The 19705-nt window shown below is 62.5% G+C and carries 17 protein-coding genes and 1 pseudogene; 8 read left to right on the top strand and 10 right to left on the bottom strand.

Annotated features, from left to right (window positions below):
• The first annotated feature begins 5 nt into the window (after positions 1-5).
• Positions 6-1100, top strand: a complete 1095-nt coding sequence (locus Tal182_RS22940; protein WP_085861122.1) for a Gfo/Idh/MocA family oxidoreductase — start codon at positions 6-8, stop codon at positions 1098-1100.
• Between the two features lie 20 nt (positions 1101-1120).
• On the opposite strand, the gene Tal182_RS22935 is transcribed toward Tal182_RS22940, so the two are convergent.
• Positions 1121-1630, bottom strand: coding sequence for a GNAT family N-acetyltransferase (locus Tal182_RS22935; RefSeq protein WP_085861121.1), 510 nt, complete (start codon positions 1628-1630; stop codon positions 1121-1123).
• Positions 1631-1764: 134 nt separating this feature from the next.
• On the opposite strand from Tal182_RS22935, the pseudogene Tal182_RS22930 reads away from it, so the two are divergent.
• Positions 1765-2159: pseudogene (locus tag Tal182_RS22930) on the top strand (VOC family protein).
• Positions 2160-2200: 41 nt separating this feature from the next.
• Here Tal182_RS22930 and Tal182_RS22925 read toward each other — a convergent pair.
• A complete protein-coding gene (locus Tal182_RS22925) occupies positions 2201-3121 on the bottom strand; it encodes a helix-turn-helix domain-containing protein (protein ID WP_064806623.1) in 921 nt (306 codons plus the stop codon).
• 86 nt (positions 3122-3207) lie between these two features.
• On the opposite strand from Tal182_RS22925, the gene Tal182_RS22920 reads away from it, so the two are divergent.
• The 5 genes from Tal182_RS22920 (at position 3208) to Tal182_RS22900 (ending at position 9394) form a co-directional block, all read left to right on the top strand.
• A complete protein-coding gene (locus Tal182_RS22920) occupies positions 3208-4482 on the top strand; it encodes an extracellular solute-binding protein (RefSeq protein ID WP_064806621.1) in 1275 nt (424 codons plus the stop codon).
• An 83-nt stretch (positions 4483-4565) separates the two neighbouring features.
• A complete protein-coding gene (locus tag Tal182_RS22915; RefSeq protein WP_064806620.1) occupies positions 4566-5426 on the top strand; it encodes a sugar ABC transporter permease in 861 nt (286 codons plus the stop codon).
• Entirely contained in the window at positions 5423-6259 is an 837-nt protein-coding gene (locus Tal182_RS22910; protein ID WP_064806618.1) for a carbohydrate ABC transporter permease, read from the top strand. The genes Tal182_RS22915 and Tal182_RS22910 overlap by 4 nt, the downstream gene beginning before the upstream one ends.
• Before the next feature lie 13 nt (positions 6260-6272).
• A complete protein-coding gene (ugpC, locus tag Tal182_RS22905; protein ID WP_085861120.1) occupies positions 6273-7355 on the top strand; it encodes a sn-glycerol-3-phosphate ABC transporter ATP-binding protein UgpC in 1083 nt (360 codons plus the stop codon).
• A 35-nt stretch (positions 7356-7390) separates the two neighbouring features.
• Complete coding sequence (locus tag Tal182_RS22900; RefSeq protein ID WP_085861119.1) at positions 7391-9394, top strand: aldo/keto reductase; 2004 nt, start codon at positions 7391-7393, stop codon at positions 9392-9394.
• A gap of 45 nt (positions 9395-9439) precedes the next feature.
• Here Tal182_RS22900 and cydX read toward each other — a convergent pair whose 3' ends face one another.
• From cydX to Tal182_RS22865, 7 genes are all read right to left on the bottom strand, one after another.
• Positions 9440-9562 carry a cytochrome bd-I oxidase subunit CydX gene (gene cydX / locus Tal182_RS22895; RefSeq protein ID WP_064806613.1) on the bottom strand — a complete coding sequence of 41 codons (123 nt, stop codon included), beginning with the start codon at positions 9560-9562 and terminating at the stop codon, positions 9440-9442.
• Between the two features lie 13 nt (positions 9563-9575).
• Entirely contained in the window at positions 9576-10730 is a 1155-nt protein-coding gene (gene cydB / locus Tal182_RS22890; protein ID WP_085861118.1) for a cytochrome d ubiquinol oxidase subunit II, read from the bottom strand.
• 6 nt (positions 10731-10736) lie between these two features.
• Entirely contained in the window at positions 10737-12317 is a 1581-nt protein-coding gene (locus Tal182_RS22885) for a cytochrome ubiquinol oxidase subunit I (RefSeq protein ID WP_085861117.1), read from the bottom strand.
• A 77-nt stretch (positions 12318-12394) separates the two neighbouring features.
• Positions 12395-14086, bottom strand: coding sequence for an amino acid ABC transporter ATP-binding/permease protein (locus tag Tal182_RS22880; RefSeq protein ID WP_085861116.1), 1692 nt, complete (start codon positions 14084-14086; stop codon positions 12395-12397).
• Positions 14083-15813: a thiol reductant ABC exporter subunit CydD gene (gene cydD / locus Tal182_RS22875; protein WP_085861115.1), complete on the bottom strand. Its 1731-nt coding sequence runs from the start codon at positions 15811-15813 to the stop codon at positions 14083-14085. The genes Tal182_RS22880 and cydD overlap by 4 nt, the downstream gene beginning before the upstream one ends.
• 4 nt (positions 15814-15817) lie before the next feature.
• Positions 15818-16396, bottom strand: a complete 579-nt coding sequence (locus Tal182_RS22870) for a GbsR/MarR family transcriptional regulator (RefSeq protein ID WP_064806603.1) — start codon at positions 16394-16396, stop codon at positions 15818-15820.
• 275 nt (positions 16397-16671) lie between these two features.
• Positions 16672-17271: a HupE/UreJ family protein gene (locus Tal182_RS22865; RefSeq protein WP_064806600.1), complete on the bottom strand. Its 600-nt coding sequence runs from the start codon at positions 17269-17271 to the stop codon at positions 16672-16674.
• A gap of 290 nt (positions 17272-17561) precedes the next feature.
• On the opposite strand from Tal182_RS22865, the gene Tal182_RS22860 reads away from it, so the two are divergent.
• A complete protein-coding gene (locus tag Tal182_RS22860) occupies positions 17562-18593 on the top strand; it encodes a hydroxyacid dehydrogenase (RefSeq protein ID WP_085861114.1) in 1032 nt (343 codons plus the stop codon).
• 52 nt (positions 18594-18645) lie between these two features.
• On the opposite strand, the gene Tal182_RS22855 is transcribed toward Tal182_RS22860, so the two are convergent.
• Positions 18646-19659, bottom strand: a complete 1014-nt coding sequence (locus Tal182_RS22855) for a Tim44 domain-containing protein (RefSeq protein ID WP_085861113.1) — start codon at positions 19657-19659, stop codon at positions 18646-18648.
• Between the last annotated feature and the right edge of the window lie 46 nt (positions 19660-19705).

The raw sequence follows: 19705 nt of genomic DNA, 5'->3' as shown, positions 1-19705 counted from the left end.
ATATCATGGCCAGAAAATTACGCGTCGGCGTTATCGGCGCTGGTATCGCCGCGCGGCACCTGACCGGCTTCGGCTGGAACAAGGACCTCTTCGAGGTTCCCGTACTTTGCTCGCTCGATGAGGATCGCGGCCGGGCGCTGTGCGATGAATTCGGCATAGCGGAATATACGCAGGATGCGGATTCGCTGTTTGCCCGGGACGATCTCGACATCATCGACATTTCGACGCCGCCGAGCTCGCATTTCGAGCTCTGCGGCAAAGGCATTGAATCCGGCAAGCACGTGATTTGTGAAAAGCCTCTGTTTGGCTCGATTGCCGAAGTCGACGATATGGGCCGCATCCTCGCCCGCTTCCCCGGCAGGAAGCTGATGCCGATCTTTCAGTATCGCTACGGCTCCGGCCTGCAGAAGCTGAAACTGCTGATCGAGCAGGGCCTCGCCGGCAAGCCCTTCCTGACGACGATCGAAACCCATTGGTGGCGCGGCCCGGATTATTACGCCGTGCCGTGGCGGGGCAAATGGGCGAGCGAACTCGGCGGCGGCCTTCTCGGCCACGCGATCCATGCCCATGATATGCTGAACTATGTGCACGGCCCTTGCGCCGAAGTGTTTTCCTATGGCGCGACGCTGGTCAATCCGATCGAGGTCGAGGATACGGCCGCCCTCTCGGTGAGAATGCAGAATGGCTCGCTGGCGACGCTGTCGATGACGCTCGGCTCGCGCAAAGAAATCTCGCGGCTACGCTTCTGCTTCAGCGATCTCGTCGCCGAAAGCATCCTCGAACCCTATACGATGGGCCGCGATCCCTGGGTCTTTACCGCCGGAACCGAAGAGCACCAGGTGCGGATCGATGCGGCGCTCGCCGCCTATGTGCCGGGCGAGGATGGTTATACCCGCCAGTTCGAGCTGTTCCATCGGGCGATCGTCGAAGACACGGATCCGCCGGTGACATTGCAGGACGCCCGCAATTCGCTGGAGTTGGTGACGGCCGCCTATTTCTCTCAGCGCACCGGCCAGCCGACGCCGATGCCGATTGCCGCCGATCATCCGCTCTATCGCTCATGGCTTCCGGAAGAACAGCGCAGGGCTGGCGGCCTCTGAACGATTCCGACCCCGAACGGTCAAACGGAGGATGCCGGGCGGCGCTCGGCATCTACTCTGAAACGCTTCTTGATCCGATCGACGGGCGTTCCGTCCAGAAGCGGAACCTGAATAAGCCGGTCATAGGGCTCGAAGCCCATCTTTGTGTAATAGGCAAGACCGGCGACATTATCGGCCCGAATGGTCGCATTGATGAATTCAAGCCCGAGTTCCTCGGCTGCTGCCAGCGTCGCCGGAAAAAGGGCGCGGCCCACGCCTGGCATCTTCGGGTTTGCGCGGGCAAATGTTGCGATATCGGCATGACCTTTCGGCGGATCGCCATAGAGGCTCAATGACTGGAAGCCGGCAAGCGACCGATCATGCACCGCAACATGACAGATGAGGGGGAACTCGCCGTCGATGAACCAATCCGCGAATTCCGCAGCCGTCAACGGCGTCTCGAGCGCGGTTGTCCCCCCGGCCAGAATGATTTCGTTCAGGAGACTGCACAGCTCCTCCGCATCGGCGGATACTGCCTTTCGAATGTGCATATGGTTCTGACCCCATTTTGACCCTCACCGTAGCGGCGACGCCCACAGAGCACAAGCGGCCGCCACGTCTGCTGCCGTCAACGCTGAAAGACTTCTATGAAATCCTTTTGCAATCCGAACTGAGAAAAGCACCCATGCTGAAATCCTTCGAACATGTCGGCATGACGGTCAGTGACATGGACCGGTCCGTCGATTTCTACTGCGGTCTGGTCGGCCTGCGCCTGCATCTGCGCAAGAGGATGGCCGATGGTGCCGAGATCGCCTTTCTCGACGCCGGCGGCGGCATGCTGGAAATTTTCGCACCGGCGGGAGGCGCGGCGAGGGCGGTCGATGTGCCCGAGGGCACGGCCGGCCTGCGCCACCTGACCTTCCTGTTCGATGATGTCGAGGAGACCTTCACCCGTCTGCAAAAGACCGGCGTCGAGGTCAAGGAGCGGCCGCGCCTGGCAATCAACGCCGAGGTCCTGCACAAGGTCGCTTCGTGCGCGATCCCGATGGCATCCAGATTGAGCTCGCTGAAAAAAGATAAGTCCTCAGCCGCATATGACAGGCCATGAGGCGGAACATGCGTTAATTGCGGAAGGCGCCGGCGGGCATCGTCGTCACCAGCCGGATGTCGCGGCGGAAATCGGACGGCGACATCCCGGCGATGTGGCGGAAGGATTTGTTGAAGGCGCTGATCGAGCCGAAGCCGCTGTCCATTGCCACCTGCAGAACGTTGGCGCCTTCGCTCATCAGCATCGCCTGCGCGCGAGACAGCCTGAGCAGCGTCACATATTTGCTGAGCGTCATGCCGGTCGATCGCTTGAAAAGATTCATGGCATATTTCGGATGCAGATCGGCGGCGCGGGCGATATCGACCGAATCGATGTCCTGCAGGAAATTGGCGGCGATGAAATCGCAAATGCGCGCGACGCTGCGCGAGGAGTTGGGATGAAGCTGATCGCCTTCCAGGCTGGCGGTCGTCTTCGATGTCGTCATCGAATAGGGTTCGAATGCGATACGCTCGATGCGCAGCAGCAGCTCGTCGACGGCATGCTGAGCCTTGGCGGCGTCGCCTGAGTTGGCATAGCGGAACCAACGGGCGAAGTTGTCGATGTCGGCCGCATCCGTTGCCGAGGTCAGCAGCGTCTCGCCCTTCATCAGCCGGCTTGAAATGCTGATGGGCAGGCGCAGCCGAAAGAAATAGACGAGCGGCAGATGAGCGCCAGCATAGAGCGAATCATCCGAGGATTCGTCCATCTGATGCGGCTGCCCGCCCCAGAACAGGCACATTTCCCCAGCGTTCAGCCGGAATTCGTGGTCGCTCATGCGGTAATGCACGCTGCCGCGCATCACATAATTGACTTCGACCTGCGCATGCCAGTGCGGCATGACCATGACAGGCGGATGGGCGTGGAACATCTGCAGCGCCGTCGGCGAACCCTCAATGCTGCTTGCGCCGGGCTGATAGATTGCGCGCGTGCTGACCTTACTTTCCGCCAAATCCATATTCCCTTTTTAGGAGACAGCCGCTCCCTTGCGGATAGTCTAACCGCGTTCGTGAAAGATCGGCAATTGAAAAGGGAGGATTTTCAATGCGCTTCAAACTTCTCGCTGCGACCGCAGCTCTTGCACTGCTTGCTTCCGGCTCCGCCTTCGCTGAGTCGGCCAATCTCACCATCTGGAGCTGGAATGTCGCCGCATCGGCGTTGAAATCCACGCTTCCCGGCTTCAACAAACAGTTCCCCGATATCAAGGTCACCGTCGAAGACCTTGGCAACAGCCAGGTCTTCGACAAGACGCTCGCGGCCTGCGCTGCCGGCGGCGACGGCTTGCCCGACATTGTCAGCATTGAGAATTTCGAGGCTGAAATCTTCTGGAGCCGTTTCCCGGACTGCTTCGCCAATCTGAAGGAGCTCGGCTACACGGCCGATATCCAGGCGAAGTTCCCCGACTTCAAGCGCACCGAACTTGAGGTCGGCGATGTCGCCTATGCCATGCCGTGGGATTCCGGTCCCGTCGCCGTCTTCTACCGCCGCGACATGTACGAAAAGGCCGGCGTCGATCCGAGCACGATCAGCACCTGGGACGATTTCATCGCCGCCGGCAAGAAGATTTCTGCCGCCAATCCCGGCGTCGTCATGGCGCAGGCGGATTTCAACGGCGACAGCGAATGGTTCCGCATGATCGCCAACGAGCAGGGCTGCGGCTATTTCTCGACCGACGGCCAGAACATCACCATCAATCAGCCAGCCTGCGTCGCCGCGCTGCAAAAGGTGAAGGAGATGAAGGATGCCGGCACGCTGACGGCGGCCAACTGGGACGAGAAGATCCAGGCCAATACCGCCGGCAAGGCCGCAAGCCAGCTCTATGGCGGCTGGTATGAAGGCACCGTGCGCTCGACATCGCCTGACCTCAAGGGCAAGTGGGGCGTTTACAGAATGCCGAGCCTGACAGCCGATGGTCCCCATGCCGCCAACCTCGGCGGTTCCTCGCTCGCCATTTCGGCAACTTCCGCAAACAAGGAAGCCGCCTGGAAATTCGTCAATTACGCCCTCGGTACGAATGAAGGACAGGTCACCATGCTGAAGGAATTCGGTCTGGTGCCGTCGCTGCTTTCTGCCGAAAAGGATCCTTTCGTCAACGAGGCGCAGCCCTATTGGGGCGGCCAGAAAGTCTGGGCCGACATCCTCGCGACACTGCCGAAGATCGTGCCGAGCCGCGGCACCGCCTTCCAGAGTGATGCCGAAGGCATCTTCAAGGCAACGCAGGCGAAATTCTTCGCCGGCGGCTACCCCGACGCGAAAGCGGCTCTCGACGATGCCGCCAAACAGATCGCTTCCGCAACCGGACTTCCGATCGCGCAATGAATGACGATGCCGGGCGCTTCTCGCGCCCGGCATTTCACCCGCCTGCAGCGCGGTCCGTCATTCGTTCGTGAGGAGGAGGCTCGATGCCGTTCAGAACCCGGAGCGCCTATGCGTTCCTCGCCCCCTATCTGCTTGTTTTCGCCACCTTCTGGGTCTGGCCGATCATCGACTCGTTCCTGATTTCCTTTCAGAACACCCGCATCAATCCGTGGAAATACAGTTTCCAGGCCAACTGGGGCCGGCTCTTCTACGACCCCGCCTTTTATAACGCTCTGTACAACACGCTGATCATCCTGGTGATCCAGGTGCCTGTGATGATCGCGCTCGCCACCGTCATGGCCGTGCTGCTCAATTCGCCGCTCCTGAAAGCGCGCCCGCTTTTCCGTTTCGCCTTCTTTGCCCCCGTCGTCGTCGGCGAGGTCGCTTATGCGGCCGTGTTCCGGCTGATGTTCAGCCTCGATTTCGGCATCATCAACAAGATGATTTCAGCGGTCGGCTTCAGTCCGATCTCCTGGTTCGACAACGCCAATGCTGCGATGGGCGTGATCATCCTCGCCGTCACATGGCGCTGGGCCGGCTATAACGCCATCATCATCCTGGCCGGCCTGCAGGCCATCCCCGACGATGTCTATGAGGCCGCGACGCTCGACCGGGTGAACAAGACACAACAATTCTTCCACATCACCCTGCCGCTCTTGAAACCGATCATCCTCTTCTGTGTGGTGCTCTCGGTGATCGGCACCATGCAGCTCTTTACCGAGCCCTTCCTCATCACCAATCGCGGTGGTCCGGGCGGCGGCACGGAGACACTCGGCCTCTTCCTCTACCGCCAGGGTTTCACCTCGCTGAACTTCGGCTATGCCTCGGCGATCGCCTATACGATGGCCGCTCTTGCCGTGGTGATCTCCCTTTTCAATCTCTGGATCGGGAGGGACCCGAAATGAGATCCAAGTCGCAATCCCTTCTCATCCGTCAGATCGCGCTGCACGCTGCGCTGGCGCCGCTGGCGCTGATCTGGCTGTTTCCGCTGTGGATGATGTTCGTCTTCTCGACAATGCCCGACAACGGCATCTTCAATCCCGAGATCGTGCTGTGGCCATCGACCAACTTCGTCGAGAATTTCAAAAATCTGCAGGCCGATACCGATTTCGTCGGCGCAATGGTGATCTCCATCGGCGTGGCGCTTATCTATACCGTGCTCTCGGTGATGCTGACGTCGATGGCCGGCTGGGCGCTGGCACGTTACCGTTTCGTCGGCCGCTCCGTCGTCATCGCCATCATCCTCGGCACGATCACGCTGCCGTTCTCCGTGGTGGTCATCCCGCAATTCATCATGGTGGCGCGCGAGTTCAAGCTGGCAAATACCTGGGTGGCACTGATCGTGCCGCCGCTCTTCAATTCCCTCGGCGTCTTATTCATGCGGCAGTCCTTCTCGATGATGCCGGGCGAGCTCTTCGATGCGGCCCGCGTTGAAGGCGTCAAGGAATGGCAGATCTTCCTGCGCATCGCCCTGCCGCTGGCGCGCCCGACCATGGCGGCATTGGCGATCATTCTCTTCCTGCATTCGTGGAACAATTACCTCTGGCCGCTGCTCATCAATTCCAGACCGGGGATGATGACGGCGCCGGTGGCCCTGGGAACGCTGATCGGCCTCACCAAGGTGTCCTGGGGCGGCATCATGGCCGGCGCGGTGCTGCTGACGGCGCCGATTCTCGTCGTCTTCGTGGCGCTCCAGCGCCATTTCATCGCCGGCATCGCGGCCGGCGCAATCAAGTAATCGGGGAAGCCGAATGGCAGAGCTTTCATTGACCAACATCGTCAAACGCTTCGGCGGCTTTGAGATCATCCATGGCGCCAATCTGGAGGTGAAGGACGGCGAATTCGTCGTCTTCGTCGGCCCTTCCGGCTGTGGCAAGTCCACGCTGCTGAGGATGATCGCCGGCTTGGAGGATATTACATCGGGCGAGCTTCGGATCGGAGGCAAGGTCGTCAACGACGTCGAGCCGGCCGATCGCGGCATCGCCATGGTCTTCCAGTCCTATGCGCTCTATCCGCACCTGACGGTCGAGGAAAACTTGAGCTTCGGCTTGCGCATGAACGGCAACCCGAAGGCCGATACCGAGCGGCGCGTGAGCCATGTCGCCGATATCCTGCAGATCACCGAACTGATGAAGCGGCGGCCGAAGCAGCTTTCCGGCGGCCAGCGCCAGCGCGTCGCGATCGGCCGCGCGATCGTGCGTGAACCCGAGGTCTTCCTGTTCGACGAGCCTTTGTCGAACCTCGACGCGGAACTGCGCGTGCAGATGCGTGTCGAGATCTCGAGGCTGCACAAGCAGCTCGGCACGACGATGATCTACGTCACTCACGACCAGACGGAAGCGATGACGCTGGCCGATAGGATCGTTGTGCTGCGCGCCGGCAATATCGAACAGATCGGCGCGCCGCTCGATCTCTACGACGATCCCGCCAACCAGTTCGTCGCCGGCTTCGTCGGCTCGCCGAAGATGAATTTCCTGAAGGCCGTGGTGGTCGAAGCGCAGCCGGGCAGGGCGGTGATCGCGCTGGAAAGCAACCCCGAGACGCGACTGCCGCTGCCCATCGCCGAACCGGTCGAAGCCGGCAACAAGGTGACGCTCGGCATCCGTCCCGAACATTTCGCCGATGCAGGGGCGGGCGATGCCGATCTCACAGTCGCCATCGACGTCGCCGAGCATCTCGGCAATACCAGCTACATCTATGCCGCCATCGGCAGCGAGCAGCTGATCATCGAGCGGCCGGAATCGCGCACCGCGGGCAATCGCGAGACGCTGACCGTCGGCCTTCCCGCACGCCACACATTCCTTTTCGACGGCGCCGGTAAACGGCTTCGCTAAACCCCTCCCAAGGCAGAAAGACGAAAGAGGTTTCCATGACTTCCGATCAACCGATCCGCTGGGGCATCATCGGCCCCGGCACCATCGCCCGCACCTTTGCCGATGGCGTCGCCCATTCGCGCACCGGCAAGCTGGTGGCAATCGCCACCCGCAATCCTTCCAAGCCGGGACTTGCCGAAAACTTCCCCGGCGCCCGCATCGTCAACGGCTATGAGGCGCTGCTTTCCGACCCTGAGGTTGATGCGGTCTATATTTCTGTTCCCCATACCGGCCATGCCGAATGGGCGATCAAGGCCGCCCGCGCCGGCAAGCATATCCTGGTGGAAAAGCCGATCGCGCTTTCGGCCTATGATGCTGAAGCCGTTTACTACGAAGCCAAGAAGGCCGGCGTCTTTGCCGGCGAAGCCTTCATGTACCGCGTGCATCCGCAGACGGAGAAGCTGGTCGAACTCATCAAGAGCGGCGTCATCGGTACCCTGCGTATCATTCGCTCCAGCTTCGGCTTCAATATGGGCAGCTACCGGCCGGAGCACCGGCTATTCGCCAACGATACCGCCGGCGGCGGCATCCTCGATGTCGGCGGTTACCCGGTTTCGATGGCGCGGCTGATCGCCGGTGCTGAGGAAGGCAAGGCCTTCCTCGAACCGGAAAAGGTTTCGGGCGTCGCCCATCTCGGAGAGAGCGGCGTCGACGAATGGGCTTCCGCGGTGCTGAAGTTCCCCAACGAGATCATCGCCGAAGTCTCCTGCTCGATCATGGCACAGCAGGACAACGTGCTTCGCATCATCGGCTCCGAGGGCCGGATCGAAGTCGCCGACTTCTGGTTCGCCTCCGGTCACAAGGGCGGCGTCGGCAAGATCGAGATCTTCAAGGGCGGCAAACAGGAAACGGTCGAGGTCAAGGAAGATCGCTGGCTCTATTCCTTCGAAGCCGATGCGGCGGGCGATGCCATCCGCGCCGGCAGAACCGAATTCAGCGCCCCTGGCATGAGCTGGGCGGATTCGATCGGAAACCTGCGCGTGCTCGACCAATGGCGCGCCTCGGTCGGCCTCGAATACGGCGTCGAGAAAGCCGCAAAGCGCACGGCCAATATATCAGGCGGCGCGGTCACGCGCGGCAGCACCATCCCGCGCCGTGAGATACCCGGTATCTCCAAGCCGGCCTCGGTCGTCACGCTCGGCTTCGAATTCTTCCCGAATTTCGCCGCCGCCTCGCTGACGCTAGATGCCTTCTACGAGGCCGGCGGCAATGCCTTCGATACAGCCTTTGTCTATGGCGCCGGAAAGACGGAGGCGATTTTCGGCGACTGGCACACCAGCCGCAAGGTTCCGCGTGAGGAGATCGTGCTGATTGGCAAGGGCGCGCATTCGCCGCTCTGCTATCCCGATATGATCGCCAAGCAGCTCGACCAGTCGCTCGCCCGGCTGAAGACAGACTATGTCGATGTCTATTTCATGCATCGCGACAATACCGACGTTCCAGTCGGCGAGTTCGTCGATGCGATGGATGCCGAAGTCAAGCGCGGCCGCATCCGCGGCATTTTCGGCGGGTCGAACTGGACACGCGCTCGTTTCGACGAGGCGATCGCCTATGCCGAAAAGACTGGCAAGACGGCACCGGCGGCACTCTCCAACAACTTTTCGCTCGCCGAGATGCTCGACCCGATCTGGGCCGGCTGCGTCGCGGCATCCGATGACGACTGGAAGAAATGGCTGAACGAGAAGCAGATCCCTAACTTCGCATGGTCGAGCCAGGGCCGCGGCTTCTTCACAGACCGTGCCGGCCGCGACAAGCGCGATGACGAGGAGATCGTGCGCGTCTGGTATTCCGAGCGGAATTTCGGGCGCCGCGACCGCGCCATCGAACTCGCCAACAAGCTCGGCCGCAATCCGATCCACATCGCGCTCGCCTACGTGATCGCCCAGCCTTTCCCGGTCATTCCATTGATCGGGCCGCGCACCATCGCCGAATTGGAGGACAGCCTCTCGGCCCTCGATATCAAGCTGACACCCGATCAGGTGAAGTGGCTGGAAGGCTGATGAACGAGGGAAAGGGCGCGGCTTCGCACCGCGCCCTTTCCATATCTACTTGCGCGTCTGCGACGCCTTCTTTCCGGCTGCGTCGTCCATGAGCTCGTACCACATGGCGTTGAGGACGGCGAAGGCGGCTGCCAGCGGCAGGCCCAGGATCCATGCGAAATACCACATCTTTTCGTTTCCCTCAGTAAGCGTGGCTGTTTTTGTCGGTGACGGATTTCTCATCGACCTTGCCCCACAAAACCTTGTAGACCCAGGCCGTGTAGGCAAAGATGATCGGCAGGAAGATCGCCGACACCACCAGCATGATGAACAGCGTCATATGGCTGGAGGACGCATCCCAGACCGTCAGGCTCGATCGCGGATCGAGTGAGGAGGGCAGGATGAACGGGAACATCGACAGGCCGACCGTCGAGATGATGCCAAAGATCGCGAGTTTGCTGAAGAGCAGCGTCATCACCTCGCGTCTCGCCCGCATCGCGATGAAAGCCAATGCCGCGCCGACGAAGCCGAGAACGGGCGCGACGATCATCCAGGAATGGGCGGTGTAATTGGCAAGCCATGCGCCATGCTCGAGCACCACCATCTTCAGGAGTGGATTGGAAGGGCCGATCGGGCTGATATCGCTGGTAACGCGATAGCCGCCAACGCCAGTCCACAGGAAGAGGCCGCCAAGGGCAAAGAGCACGATGGCGGCAAGGGCGGCGATGCTGCCATACCTTCTGGCGCGCTCCGCAACCGGGCCGCTCGCCTTCAGCACCAGCCAGGCCGCGCCGTGCATCGTCAGCATGGCGACGGAGAGCAAGCCGCAGAGCAAAGCATAGGGGTTGAGCAGAGCAAAGAACGAGCCTTCGTAGAAGATCCGCATGTCGTCGGCAAAGCGGAAGGGCACGCCCAGCAGCACGTTGCCGACGGCAACGCCGAAGATCAGCGCCGGCACGAAGCCGCCGACGAAGAGCGCCCAATCCCAGCCGTTGCGCCAGGCGGCGCTTTCCCGTTTCGACCGGTATTTGAAACCGACCGGTCGCAGGATAAGCGCGAAGAGGATCGCAAACATCGCGAGATAGAAGCCCGAGAAGGAGACCGCATAGAGCGGTGGCCAGGCGGCGAAGATGGCGCCGCCGCCGAGGATCAGCCAGACCTGGTTGCCTTCCCAGGTGGCGCCGATGGTGTTGATCGCGACGCGCCGTTCCGTATCGGTCCTGGCGACGAAAGGCAACAGCGTGCCGACGCCGAGGTCGAATCCGCCGGTTGTCGCAAAGGCGATCAGCAAGACGCCGAGCAGCAGCCACCAGATGATGCGCAGGGTTTCATAATCGAGGAGTTCATGGAGAATCATGGCAGGTCACTCCGCGGCCGGGACGAGGGTTTCGGAAATCAGGACGGCTTCCGGCTCGTCGTCCGGTTCCGGTCCCTGGCGGATCGCCTTGATCATCAGGCTCATCTCGATGACGATCAGCACCGTGTAGAGCGCGGCAAAACCGATGATCGTCAGAAGCACGGTGCCGGCGCCGAGGCTGGAGACGGCTGCCGCCGTCGGCAGCACGCCTTCGATCACCCAGGGCTGGCGGCCGAATTCGGCGACGACCCAGCCGAGCTCGATGGCGACCCAGGGAAGCGGGATCGCCAGCACGGCAATCCGCAGCAGCAGCGGATATTTGTCGAGATGGCGCCGCGCCGACAGCCAGAAGAAGGTTGATGTCAGCAGGATGAAGAAGACGCCGAGCCCAACCATGATGCGGAAGGACCAGAAGAGCGTCGGCACATGCGGGATCGTATCACGCGCCGCCTGAACGATCTGAGCGTCGGTCGCCTGGCGGGGATCGTCGACATAACGCTTCAGCAGAAGCGCGTAGCCGAGATCATGGCCGAGATCCTCGAAGGAGGTGCGCACTTCCCGCGCAACCTGATCCTGCGTCGGCGCTGCGCGGATCTGCATCAGAGCGTCGTAAGCTCTGATGCCGCCGCGGATGCGGGCTTCGGCTTGCTGTTCGAGCTTGTCGATGCCGGGGATTTCCGTCGTCAGCGATCGTGTGCCGATCAAACCCATGACCCACGGGATATGCACAGCGAAATGTGTTTCGCGCGCTTCCTGATCCGGAAAGCCGAACGCGGTGAAGGCTGCCGGAGCCGGCTCCGTCTTCCACATGCCTTCGATCGCGGCGAGCTTCATCTTCTGATTTTCGGTTGCGAGATAACCGCTCTCGTCACCGAGCACGACGACGGACAGCGCCGAGGCAAGGCCGAAGGAGGCGGCGACCGTCATCGAACGCTTGGCCAGTTCGATATGCCGACCCTTGAGGACATACCAGGCCGAGACGCCGAGCACGAAGATCGAAGCACAGACATAACCCGCCGAGACCGTGTGGACGAATTTTGCCTGGGCGACCGGGTTGAAGACGACGTCGAAGAAGCTTGTGATCTCCATGCGCATCGTCTGCGGATTGAGCGCCGATCCCACCGGGTTCTGCATCCAGCCATTGGCGATGAGAATCCAGAGGGCGGAAAAATTCGAGCCGAGCGCCACAGCCCAGGTGGCGACGAGATGGCCGACCTTCGACAGCTTGTCCCAGCCGAAGAAGAACAGCCCGACGAAGGTCGCCTCGAGGAAGAAGGCCATCAGACCCTCGATCGCCAGCGGCGCGCCGAAGATGTCGCCGACATAATAGCTGTAATAGCTCCAGTTCATGCCGAATTGGAATTCCATGACGATGCCGGTGGCCACGCCGAGCACGAAATTGATGCCGAACAGCGTGCCCCAGAATTTTGTCATCTGCCGCCAGATCTGACGACCGGTCATGACATAGACGGTTTCCATGATCGCGAGCAGCACGGATAGGCCAAGCGTCAGCGGCACGAACAGGAAGTGGTAAAGCGCCGTCAGCGCAAATTGGAAGCGTGAAAGTGCTACGATATCTAGTTCCATTGTCTTTCTCCCACGGTCCCACGGGGTATGGAGCGTTCCTCAGCGCCGGCCGGCGCGTGAGGGCATGCGGGTCTTGCTCAGTCCGACCGAAGCCGGTCGAGCGCCTTTTCGAACGCCGTCTCCCCACGGCGCGAAATTTCCGAAATACGGCCGCCTTCAATGACGGCGACGCGGTCGGCAACCGCAGCCTCGCGGCGGATATGCGTTGCGATCACCAGCGAGCGGCCTGCCGCCATTAACGACAGCCGTGAGAGCACATCGCGGGCGGTGGCGCCATCGAGGCCTTCGGTCGGCTCGTCGAGCAGCCAGAGCGGCGTGTCGCGCAGGAAGAGCCGGGCAAGCGCTAGCCGGCGCGACTGGCCGCCCGAAAGTCCAAGCCCACCCTCGCCGAGCCTTGTGTCGACCCCCTGTGGCATGGCCTCGATTGCGGCAAGCAGGCCGGCGGCGGCGAGCGCTTCGCGAAGGCGGGCCTCGCTCGCATCCGGGTTCGCAAGAAGAAGATTGCCGCGCAGGCTATCCTCGAAGAGTTCAGTCCGTTGCGTCAGCAGGGTCGCCCTCATCGCGGCGACGCATCCTTTGCTTGCCGGCAACTCGCGGGAAAGCAGAGCGAGCAGGCTCGACTTGCCGGCGCCGCTGCTGCCGATGACGGCAAGGCGTTCGCCCTGCTCGAGCACCAGGTCGATGTCCTCCAGCGCCGGCACGGCGGAATTCTCATGGAAGGCGGACACGCCGGCCAGGCAAAAGGCGTGACCCGGCAGCGGCGTCGCTGGCGGTTGGGTCTCATCAGCGACGGCAAGCCGCGGTGCGATGCGTCTTGCGGCCAGCAGCGTCCGCCCGAGTTCCAAAGCGCCGCGGCGGAGCGCCGCGAAGGGTTCGACCGCCGCAAAGGCGACGAGCAGGCCGAGGGCTGCGACAGGCGCGCTAATCGCCTTCGTTTCCGCAAGGGCTGCGACGGCAAGCAGCGATGCCGTCAGCAGCAGGGTGGAGACGATGCCGAAGCCGAATGTCAGACCGGTTTCGACGCGGTTCAGCCGATCATCGGCACGAGCGGCATAGCTGTCGGCGGCAGCGATCGCGCTCGTCTGTGCCTCAAGCCGACCGGCCATCAGCAGGTCGGTCTGGCCGGCGACGAGATCGATCGTCCGCGACCGCAGCGCCTCGATGCCATGGGCGCGCCTGCGGGCGGGTTTGCGCGCAACACGGCCCGCGATCAATGGCAGGCCAAGGCCGGCGGCGGCGAGAAAGAGGCCGAAACACAGGCCGAACAGGGCATGCATCAGGCCCAGCACCACGCTCGCAGCCAGTGTTGCGCCGATCGCGACAGCAGCCGGCACTAGAATGCGCAGATAGAGGGAATCGAGCGCATCGATATCGGCCGTCAGCCGGAACAGCAACCGCGCGGGGCGGTGCAAGAGAGCGCGGGCAGCACCCGGTTCGGCAAAGCCGCGAAACAGCCTCTCGCGCAGCGCGGCAAGCACGCCGAGTGTTGCATCATGGGTCGTAAGCCTCTCGCCATAGCGTGCCGCGGTCCTGACGATGGCGAGCAGGCGGATGCCGGCGGCCGGCGCAAAAACGTCGAAGGTCACGGCGGCCGCGGCCGATAGCCCGGTAAGGGCGGTGGCGGTGATGAACCAGCCGGAGAGTCCGAGCAACGCGATCCCTGCCGTCACAGTTGCCGCCGAAAGCACGGCGCCGACGAACAGCGTGCTCCGGCGTTCGGCGAAAAACAGACGAAGGATCGGCTTGATGTCTGCAACAAAGAAGCTCATTCGGCCGCCTCCCTCATGGCGAAATCGGCAGCGATGCGGATGGCGCGATGCATGCGGGCGGCGAGCAGCGGATCATGTGTCGCGACGATAAGGGTACGACCCCGCCCAAGCGCAAGCAGGCTCTCGGTCACATCAGCCGCCGTGTCGGCGTCGAGATGGGCGGTCGGCTCGTCGGCCAGGATGATCTTCAGATCCGGATTGCAGGCAGCACGCGCGATCGCAAGCCGCAGCGCCTCGCCGCCGGAAAGCCCGATCCCGCCTTCGCCGAGCGGCCGGCTGCCATAGGCGTCCGCAACCTTTCCGAGCTTGGCGGCGGCAAGCGCGTCCGCCACGTCACCAGGTGAGATACCGGGCCTGCCGAGTGCGATATTGCCTGCGATGGTACCGGCAAAGATATGCGGCTTTTGGCCGATCCAAGCCATCGCGCCCCGCAGCGTGGCGGCGGTGTCATCTCCGAGTTCGACGCCGCCGATGACGATGCGACCGCCGACGCAGGGCGCCAGTCCCGATATCAGCGAAAGAAGCGTTGACTTGCCGGAGCCGCTGACACCAAGCAGCGCCAGATGTTCGCCGGCGGCGATATCGAGATTGAACCCGTCGAGAACAAGCGGCCCGTCGGCGCCATAACCAAAGGCGAGATTCTCAAGTCGGATGGCGGGCGCCTCGGTGCTGGCGAGAGCCGCCGGTTCGGCCGACCCCCGAATGGACAGACGTTCGGCGGCAAGCGCGTCCAGGGCTTTCAGCGCCGCTTCGCCGGCCGCCCGGTCGTGCCAGACGGCCGAGAGTTCGCGCAGCGGCTCGAAGAAGGCCGGCGCCAGCAGCAGCACGAACAGTCCCTCTGTCAGGTCGAGCCGTCCTGTCCAAGTGCCGAAACGGATTTCGCCGAGCAGGCTGAAGCCGACATAGACGGCAACCATAGCCACGCCGAGCGCTGCGAAAAGCTCGAGCACGGCGGAGGACAGAAAGGCGATCTTCAGCACGGACATGGTGCGCGCGCGCAGCGATTTCGCCTCGCGACGCAGCCGCAGGGCCGTTGTATCGACCGCGTCCAGCGCACGGATCGTCGTCAGTCCGCGCAGGCGGTCGAGCAGGAAGCCGTTGAGACCGCCGGTCGCGACGAGCTGTTTTGCGCTGGCCGCCTGGGCACGCCAACCGATCAGCGCCATGAAGATCGGAATCAGCGGCGCCGCAAACAGCAGGACCAGCGCGGCGATCCAAGAGACGGGGAGGATAAAGACAAGAATGACGAGCGGCACAAGGCTCGCTTTCACACGCGCCGGCTGGAAGCGGGCGAGATAGGGCACGATGAGTTCGGCCTGTTCGCCGATGACGCTCGCGGCCTTGCCGGATGCCGGACGGCGGCGGTCGACCGGCGACGACAGAGAGAGGGAAGCGGCTGCGGCCTGCCGCTTCCGGCTGAGGTCGCTCCGTGCGGCGCAAAAGGCCATGCGACCGCCAGCCGCGTCAAGACCGCTTCTTACCAATCCGAAAACGAGGATGCCGAAGGCCGGCCAGAGAACGTCATGCAGCCCGCCGTCATCGGCGATCCAGCCGACGGAGACGGCCAGCAGCGCAGCCTGTGGGATCCAGATGGCGGCGGCCAGCGCCTGCAGCATCGCCGCATTGCGCAGCCGGCCTTTGCCCGCATCGGCGTGTGGCGGCGCGACCTCTCCAGCCCTCGGCCGTCCATCTGCTTCGTTTGTCGCGTCGAAGAAAGCAGTGCCCATGCCGCTAACTCTTGTTCGCAGGATTCGGCCGGCGGCTGCGCCCGAGCGAGATGACCCGGTCCTTGGCCTCCAGAAGCTTCGTCACTTTCGCGCCCAGCGAGAGTAGCGTTGCGAGCCTTTCTGTTTCAAGTTGTTTTACGTCTTCATACCAATGCGTCAGCTGTTCGATCAGCGTATGCATCTCGCCCATGCGCTCCTGCGCATAGCGCTCGGTTTCGCTTGCCGGGCGCTGCATCAGGATTTCTCGCAGAACCGACAGCGTCGGGTCGACCTCCCGCTTCTTCCGCTCCTCGGCAAGCGTCCTCAATATCTGCCAGACATCATCGGGTGTGGTGAAGAAATCGCGGCGATCGTCCGGCTTGTGTTTGAGAAGGACGAGGTTCCAGGCCTGCAGCTCGCGCAGGCTCATCGACACATTGGAGCGCGAGATGCTGAGGGAATCGGCGATCTCCTCGGCGCAGAGCGGCGCGGGGGAGACGAATAGCAGGGCATAGATCTGGCCCACCGTACGATTGATCCCCCAGCGCGATCCCATTTCGCCGAAATGGAGCACAAAGGACTGAACGAGAGGCGGAAGGTTCATGACAATTTCCGTTGCGTCTGTGATTTCAGAAATTTCTGAAATCACTATACAGAGTTTTACCTCCCGGCGACAATCAGCAAGAGGCGCCCTGCGTCAATTTGGATATTGTCAATTCACGCGTCGGATTGACCGTAGCGGATTACGCGGCGCAAGCCTGCGGTTCGTCATCGCAATAATGCAAAACTATGCTCGGCATTGCGTCGCGCATGCCGAGCGTAATTGTCTGAGCGAGGTGCGTCAGCTGCGTATCGGCTTCCTGCCGAGATGCGGACAGATCAGATCAGACCGGCCAGGATGCCCAGTCCCGAGATAGCGGCAAGGCCGCCGGCCGCCCGCGTGACGAAAACGCCTTGGCGCTCGCCGGCGTGGCCGATCACGTAGCCAAGCGCGAGGCCGGCGCCATGCAGCAGTCCGGTTGCCATCATGAAGCCGGCGGCATAGGCGGCGCCGGCAGCATCCTCCGGCATTTCGGCGCCGTGCGCATGGCCATGAAAAATGGCGAAGAGGCCTGCCATGCCGAACGCCGCGGCGAGCGGCGCCCTGACATTGATTGCAATCATGCCCCCCAGAACGACGACGGAAAGCGCAATGCCTGTCTCAACGAAGGGAAGATCAACGCCGGCAACGCCGAGAGCACCGCCAAACGCCATCATCGAGACGAAGGTCAGCGGCAAGAGCCAGATGGCGCGGCCGCCGAGCTGGAAAGCAACCACACCGACCATCACCATGGCAAGGACATGATCGAGGCCGGACATCGGATGAGCAAAGCCATGACCGAAGCCGGCAGCGTCACCGACGGCAGGATGGGCGGAAGCGACAGCCGGTAGCGCTGCGGCAGCCAAGGCAAGCAGGCCGCTTTTAAGTATTGACTTCATGGTTCGTTTCCTTTGCTTCGACTTCCTGCCGCGGCGAGGCGCCCAAATTGGATGCCTCAAGCTAATTCAGGCAGTTCGAACCGTCAACAGAGAAACCATGAATAGCGTGAGAATTCAATTGCTTATCTGATAGGCAAATGCCGCTTTCAATTGCGTCGGCCACTCATGATCAGCGACGATCAAAGGTTTGCTCTCCAATTTCTCCTCCGCCAACTGGAAACGGCCGCGGCCGGAGGTTATCAATTCTCCAGCCGAGGCAACACAAGCCGCCTGCGACGGAGGAGATGCCGATGACAAATACCGAACGGCCGCTGGCGATCAGCGCGCCCGAGCCGCGCACGCTCGATCTGCTCTTCAGCGATAAGGCACGCGTCGAACTGCATGCGAAATACGAGGTTGTCGAAGCCGATCCGGAGAACATCGCCGGGCTTGGCGACGGGATCCTCGGCAGAGCGCGCTATGTGATCGGTCAGCCGCCGCTCTCTGCGGAAACGCTCGCCAGAATGCCGGCTCTACGCTCGATCCTCAACGTCGAGAGCAACCTTCTCAACAACATGCCCTATGACGTGCTCTTCCAGCGCGGCATTCATGTCGTGACGACGGGCCAGGTTTTCGCCGAGCCGGTGGCCGAAATCGGTCTCGGCTTTGCGCTGGCCCTGGCGCGCGGCATCGTCGATGCGGATGTTGCCTTCCGCGAAGGCAGCGAGCTCTGGGGCGGGGAGGGCAATGCGAGCGCGCGGCTGATCGCCGGCTCCGAGATCGGCATCGTCGGCTTCGGTGATCTCGGCAAGGCGCTGCGCCGCGTGCTTTCCGGTTTCAGGGCGCGCATCCGGGTCTTCGATCCCTGGCTGCCGCACTCGATCCTCGAAGAAAGCGGCGTCGAGCCCGCGAGCCTGGAAGATGTGCTGACGAAGAGCGATTTCGTCTTTGTCGTCGCAGCCGTCACCAGTGAAAACAGGGGATTTCTCGGCGCCGAGGCCTTTTCCAGCATGCGCAGGGGCGCGGCCTTCATCCTGCTCAGCCGCGCCGACGTCGTCGATTTCGACGCATTGATGGCGGCCGTTTCGTCAGGCCATATCGTCGCGGCAAGCGACGTCTACCCTGAGGAGCCGCTGCCGCTTGATCATCCGGTACGCAGCCTGAAAGGCTTCATCCGCTCGGCACACCGGGCCGGTGCGCTCGACAGCGCCTTCAAGAAGATGGGCGATATGGTGCTCGAGGACATGGACCTGATGGATCGCGGCCTGCCGCCGATGCGCTGCAAACGCGCCGAACGCGAGACGGTCTCTCGCATGCGTTCAAAACCGGTCGCGGTCAACTAAAATGCCGCCCAAGCTGACCGGCAGCTTGGGGGGCACAAACAGAGGCGTTGTTTTAAGCGGCGCGCTGGCCGGCGCCCTGGATCGCAGCGAGCTTCCAGTCCGCGCCGGACTTGCGCACGAAGGTCCAGATCTCGGTGCTTTCGCTTGGACGGCGGTCGTCGCCGGAAACGACGCGACCGCTATCGCGTTCGACCATCGCATCGATCGAGGAATAGCGCATGGCGAGCGTCGCATAGTCCTGGCCGTTCTCGCGCCAGGCTTCGGCAATATCGCCCTGCAGCAGCTTGACGTCGGAGACACGGTTGCGCACGCCGTTGGTGGCGTTTTCTCCCAGTTCCTCGGCAAGGTAGGACATTGCCTCGGGCGTCGTCAGCCGGCGCAATGCGCCGTAATCTTCGGCGCCGTAAGCGGTCTGCACGCTCGTCAGCAACTCCTCGAACTGGTCGAGATCAGCCTGAGCCAGCCCGATCTCGTCGCTCGGGCGATTGCCGCGCGACGGTTCGCCGTAACCGGCGCCCGAGCCGATCGCCGGGATCTGGAACGACGAATTGTTGGTGGGCGACATGTTGAAGGACTGGCCGTAAGACCGGTTCTGACCGCCGACGCCGTAAGAAGGCTGGCGGCGGTTGGCGAAATAACGCATGGCGAGCATGATGGTGCCGCCGATCAGAGCGATCTGCAGCAGCATGCCGAGGAAGCCGAAGCCGCCGCCGAAACCGTGGCCAAGCAGCATGCCGAGGAGACCGCCGGCGATCAGACCGCCGATCATCGAACGGCCGAAGCCGTTGAAGAAACCCGGGCGCTGCTGGGCGTAGCCGGGCTGCTGCGTGCCATAAGGTGCGGTCGTTTGCGGGCGCGGCGTCATCGAGCGTTCAATGGGGGCAGCCGGGGCAGGCGCCGTGCGGGTAATCGGAGGCGCGCTGAAAGTACGGGTCCCACGGCTTCCGAACCCGCCGAAGCCGCCGGCGCGGCGCGCATCGGCATCGCTGATCGTGGCAAAAACGGTAGCGCTCGTCAGTACGGCAATGGCCGCCATCTTGGCAAAACGCGAAACGGCACTCGGCATTTCTGGTCTCCTGTCATGCACAATCACGGCATGTCGGGATAGAATA

The sequence above is a fragment of the Rhizobium sp. TAL182 genome (assembly GCF_002117725.1).
Lineage (GTDB): Bacteria > Pseudomonadota > Alphaproteobacteria > Rhizobiales > Rhizobiaceae > Rhizobium > Rhizobium esperanzae.
Note: the sequence above shows the minus strand (reverse complement) of the source record. Positions and strands in the feature narration are given on the sequence as shown.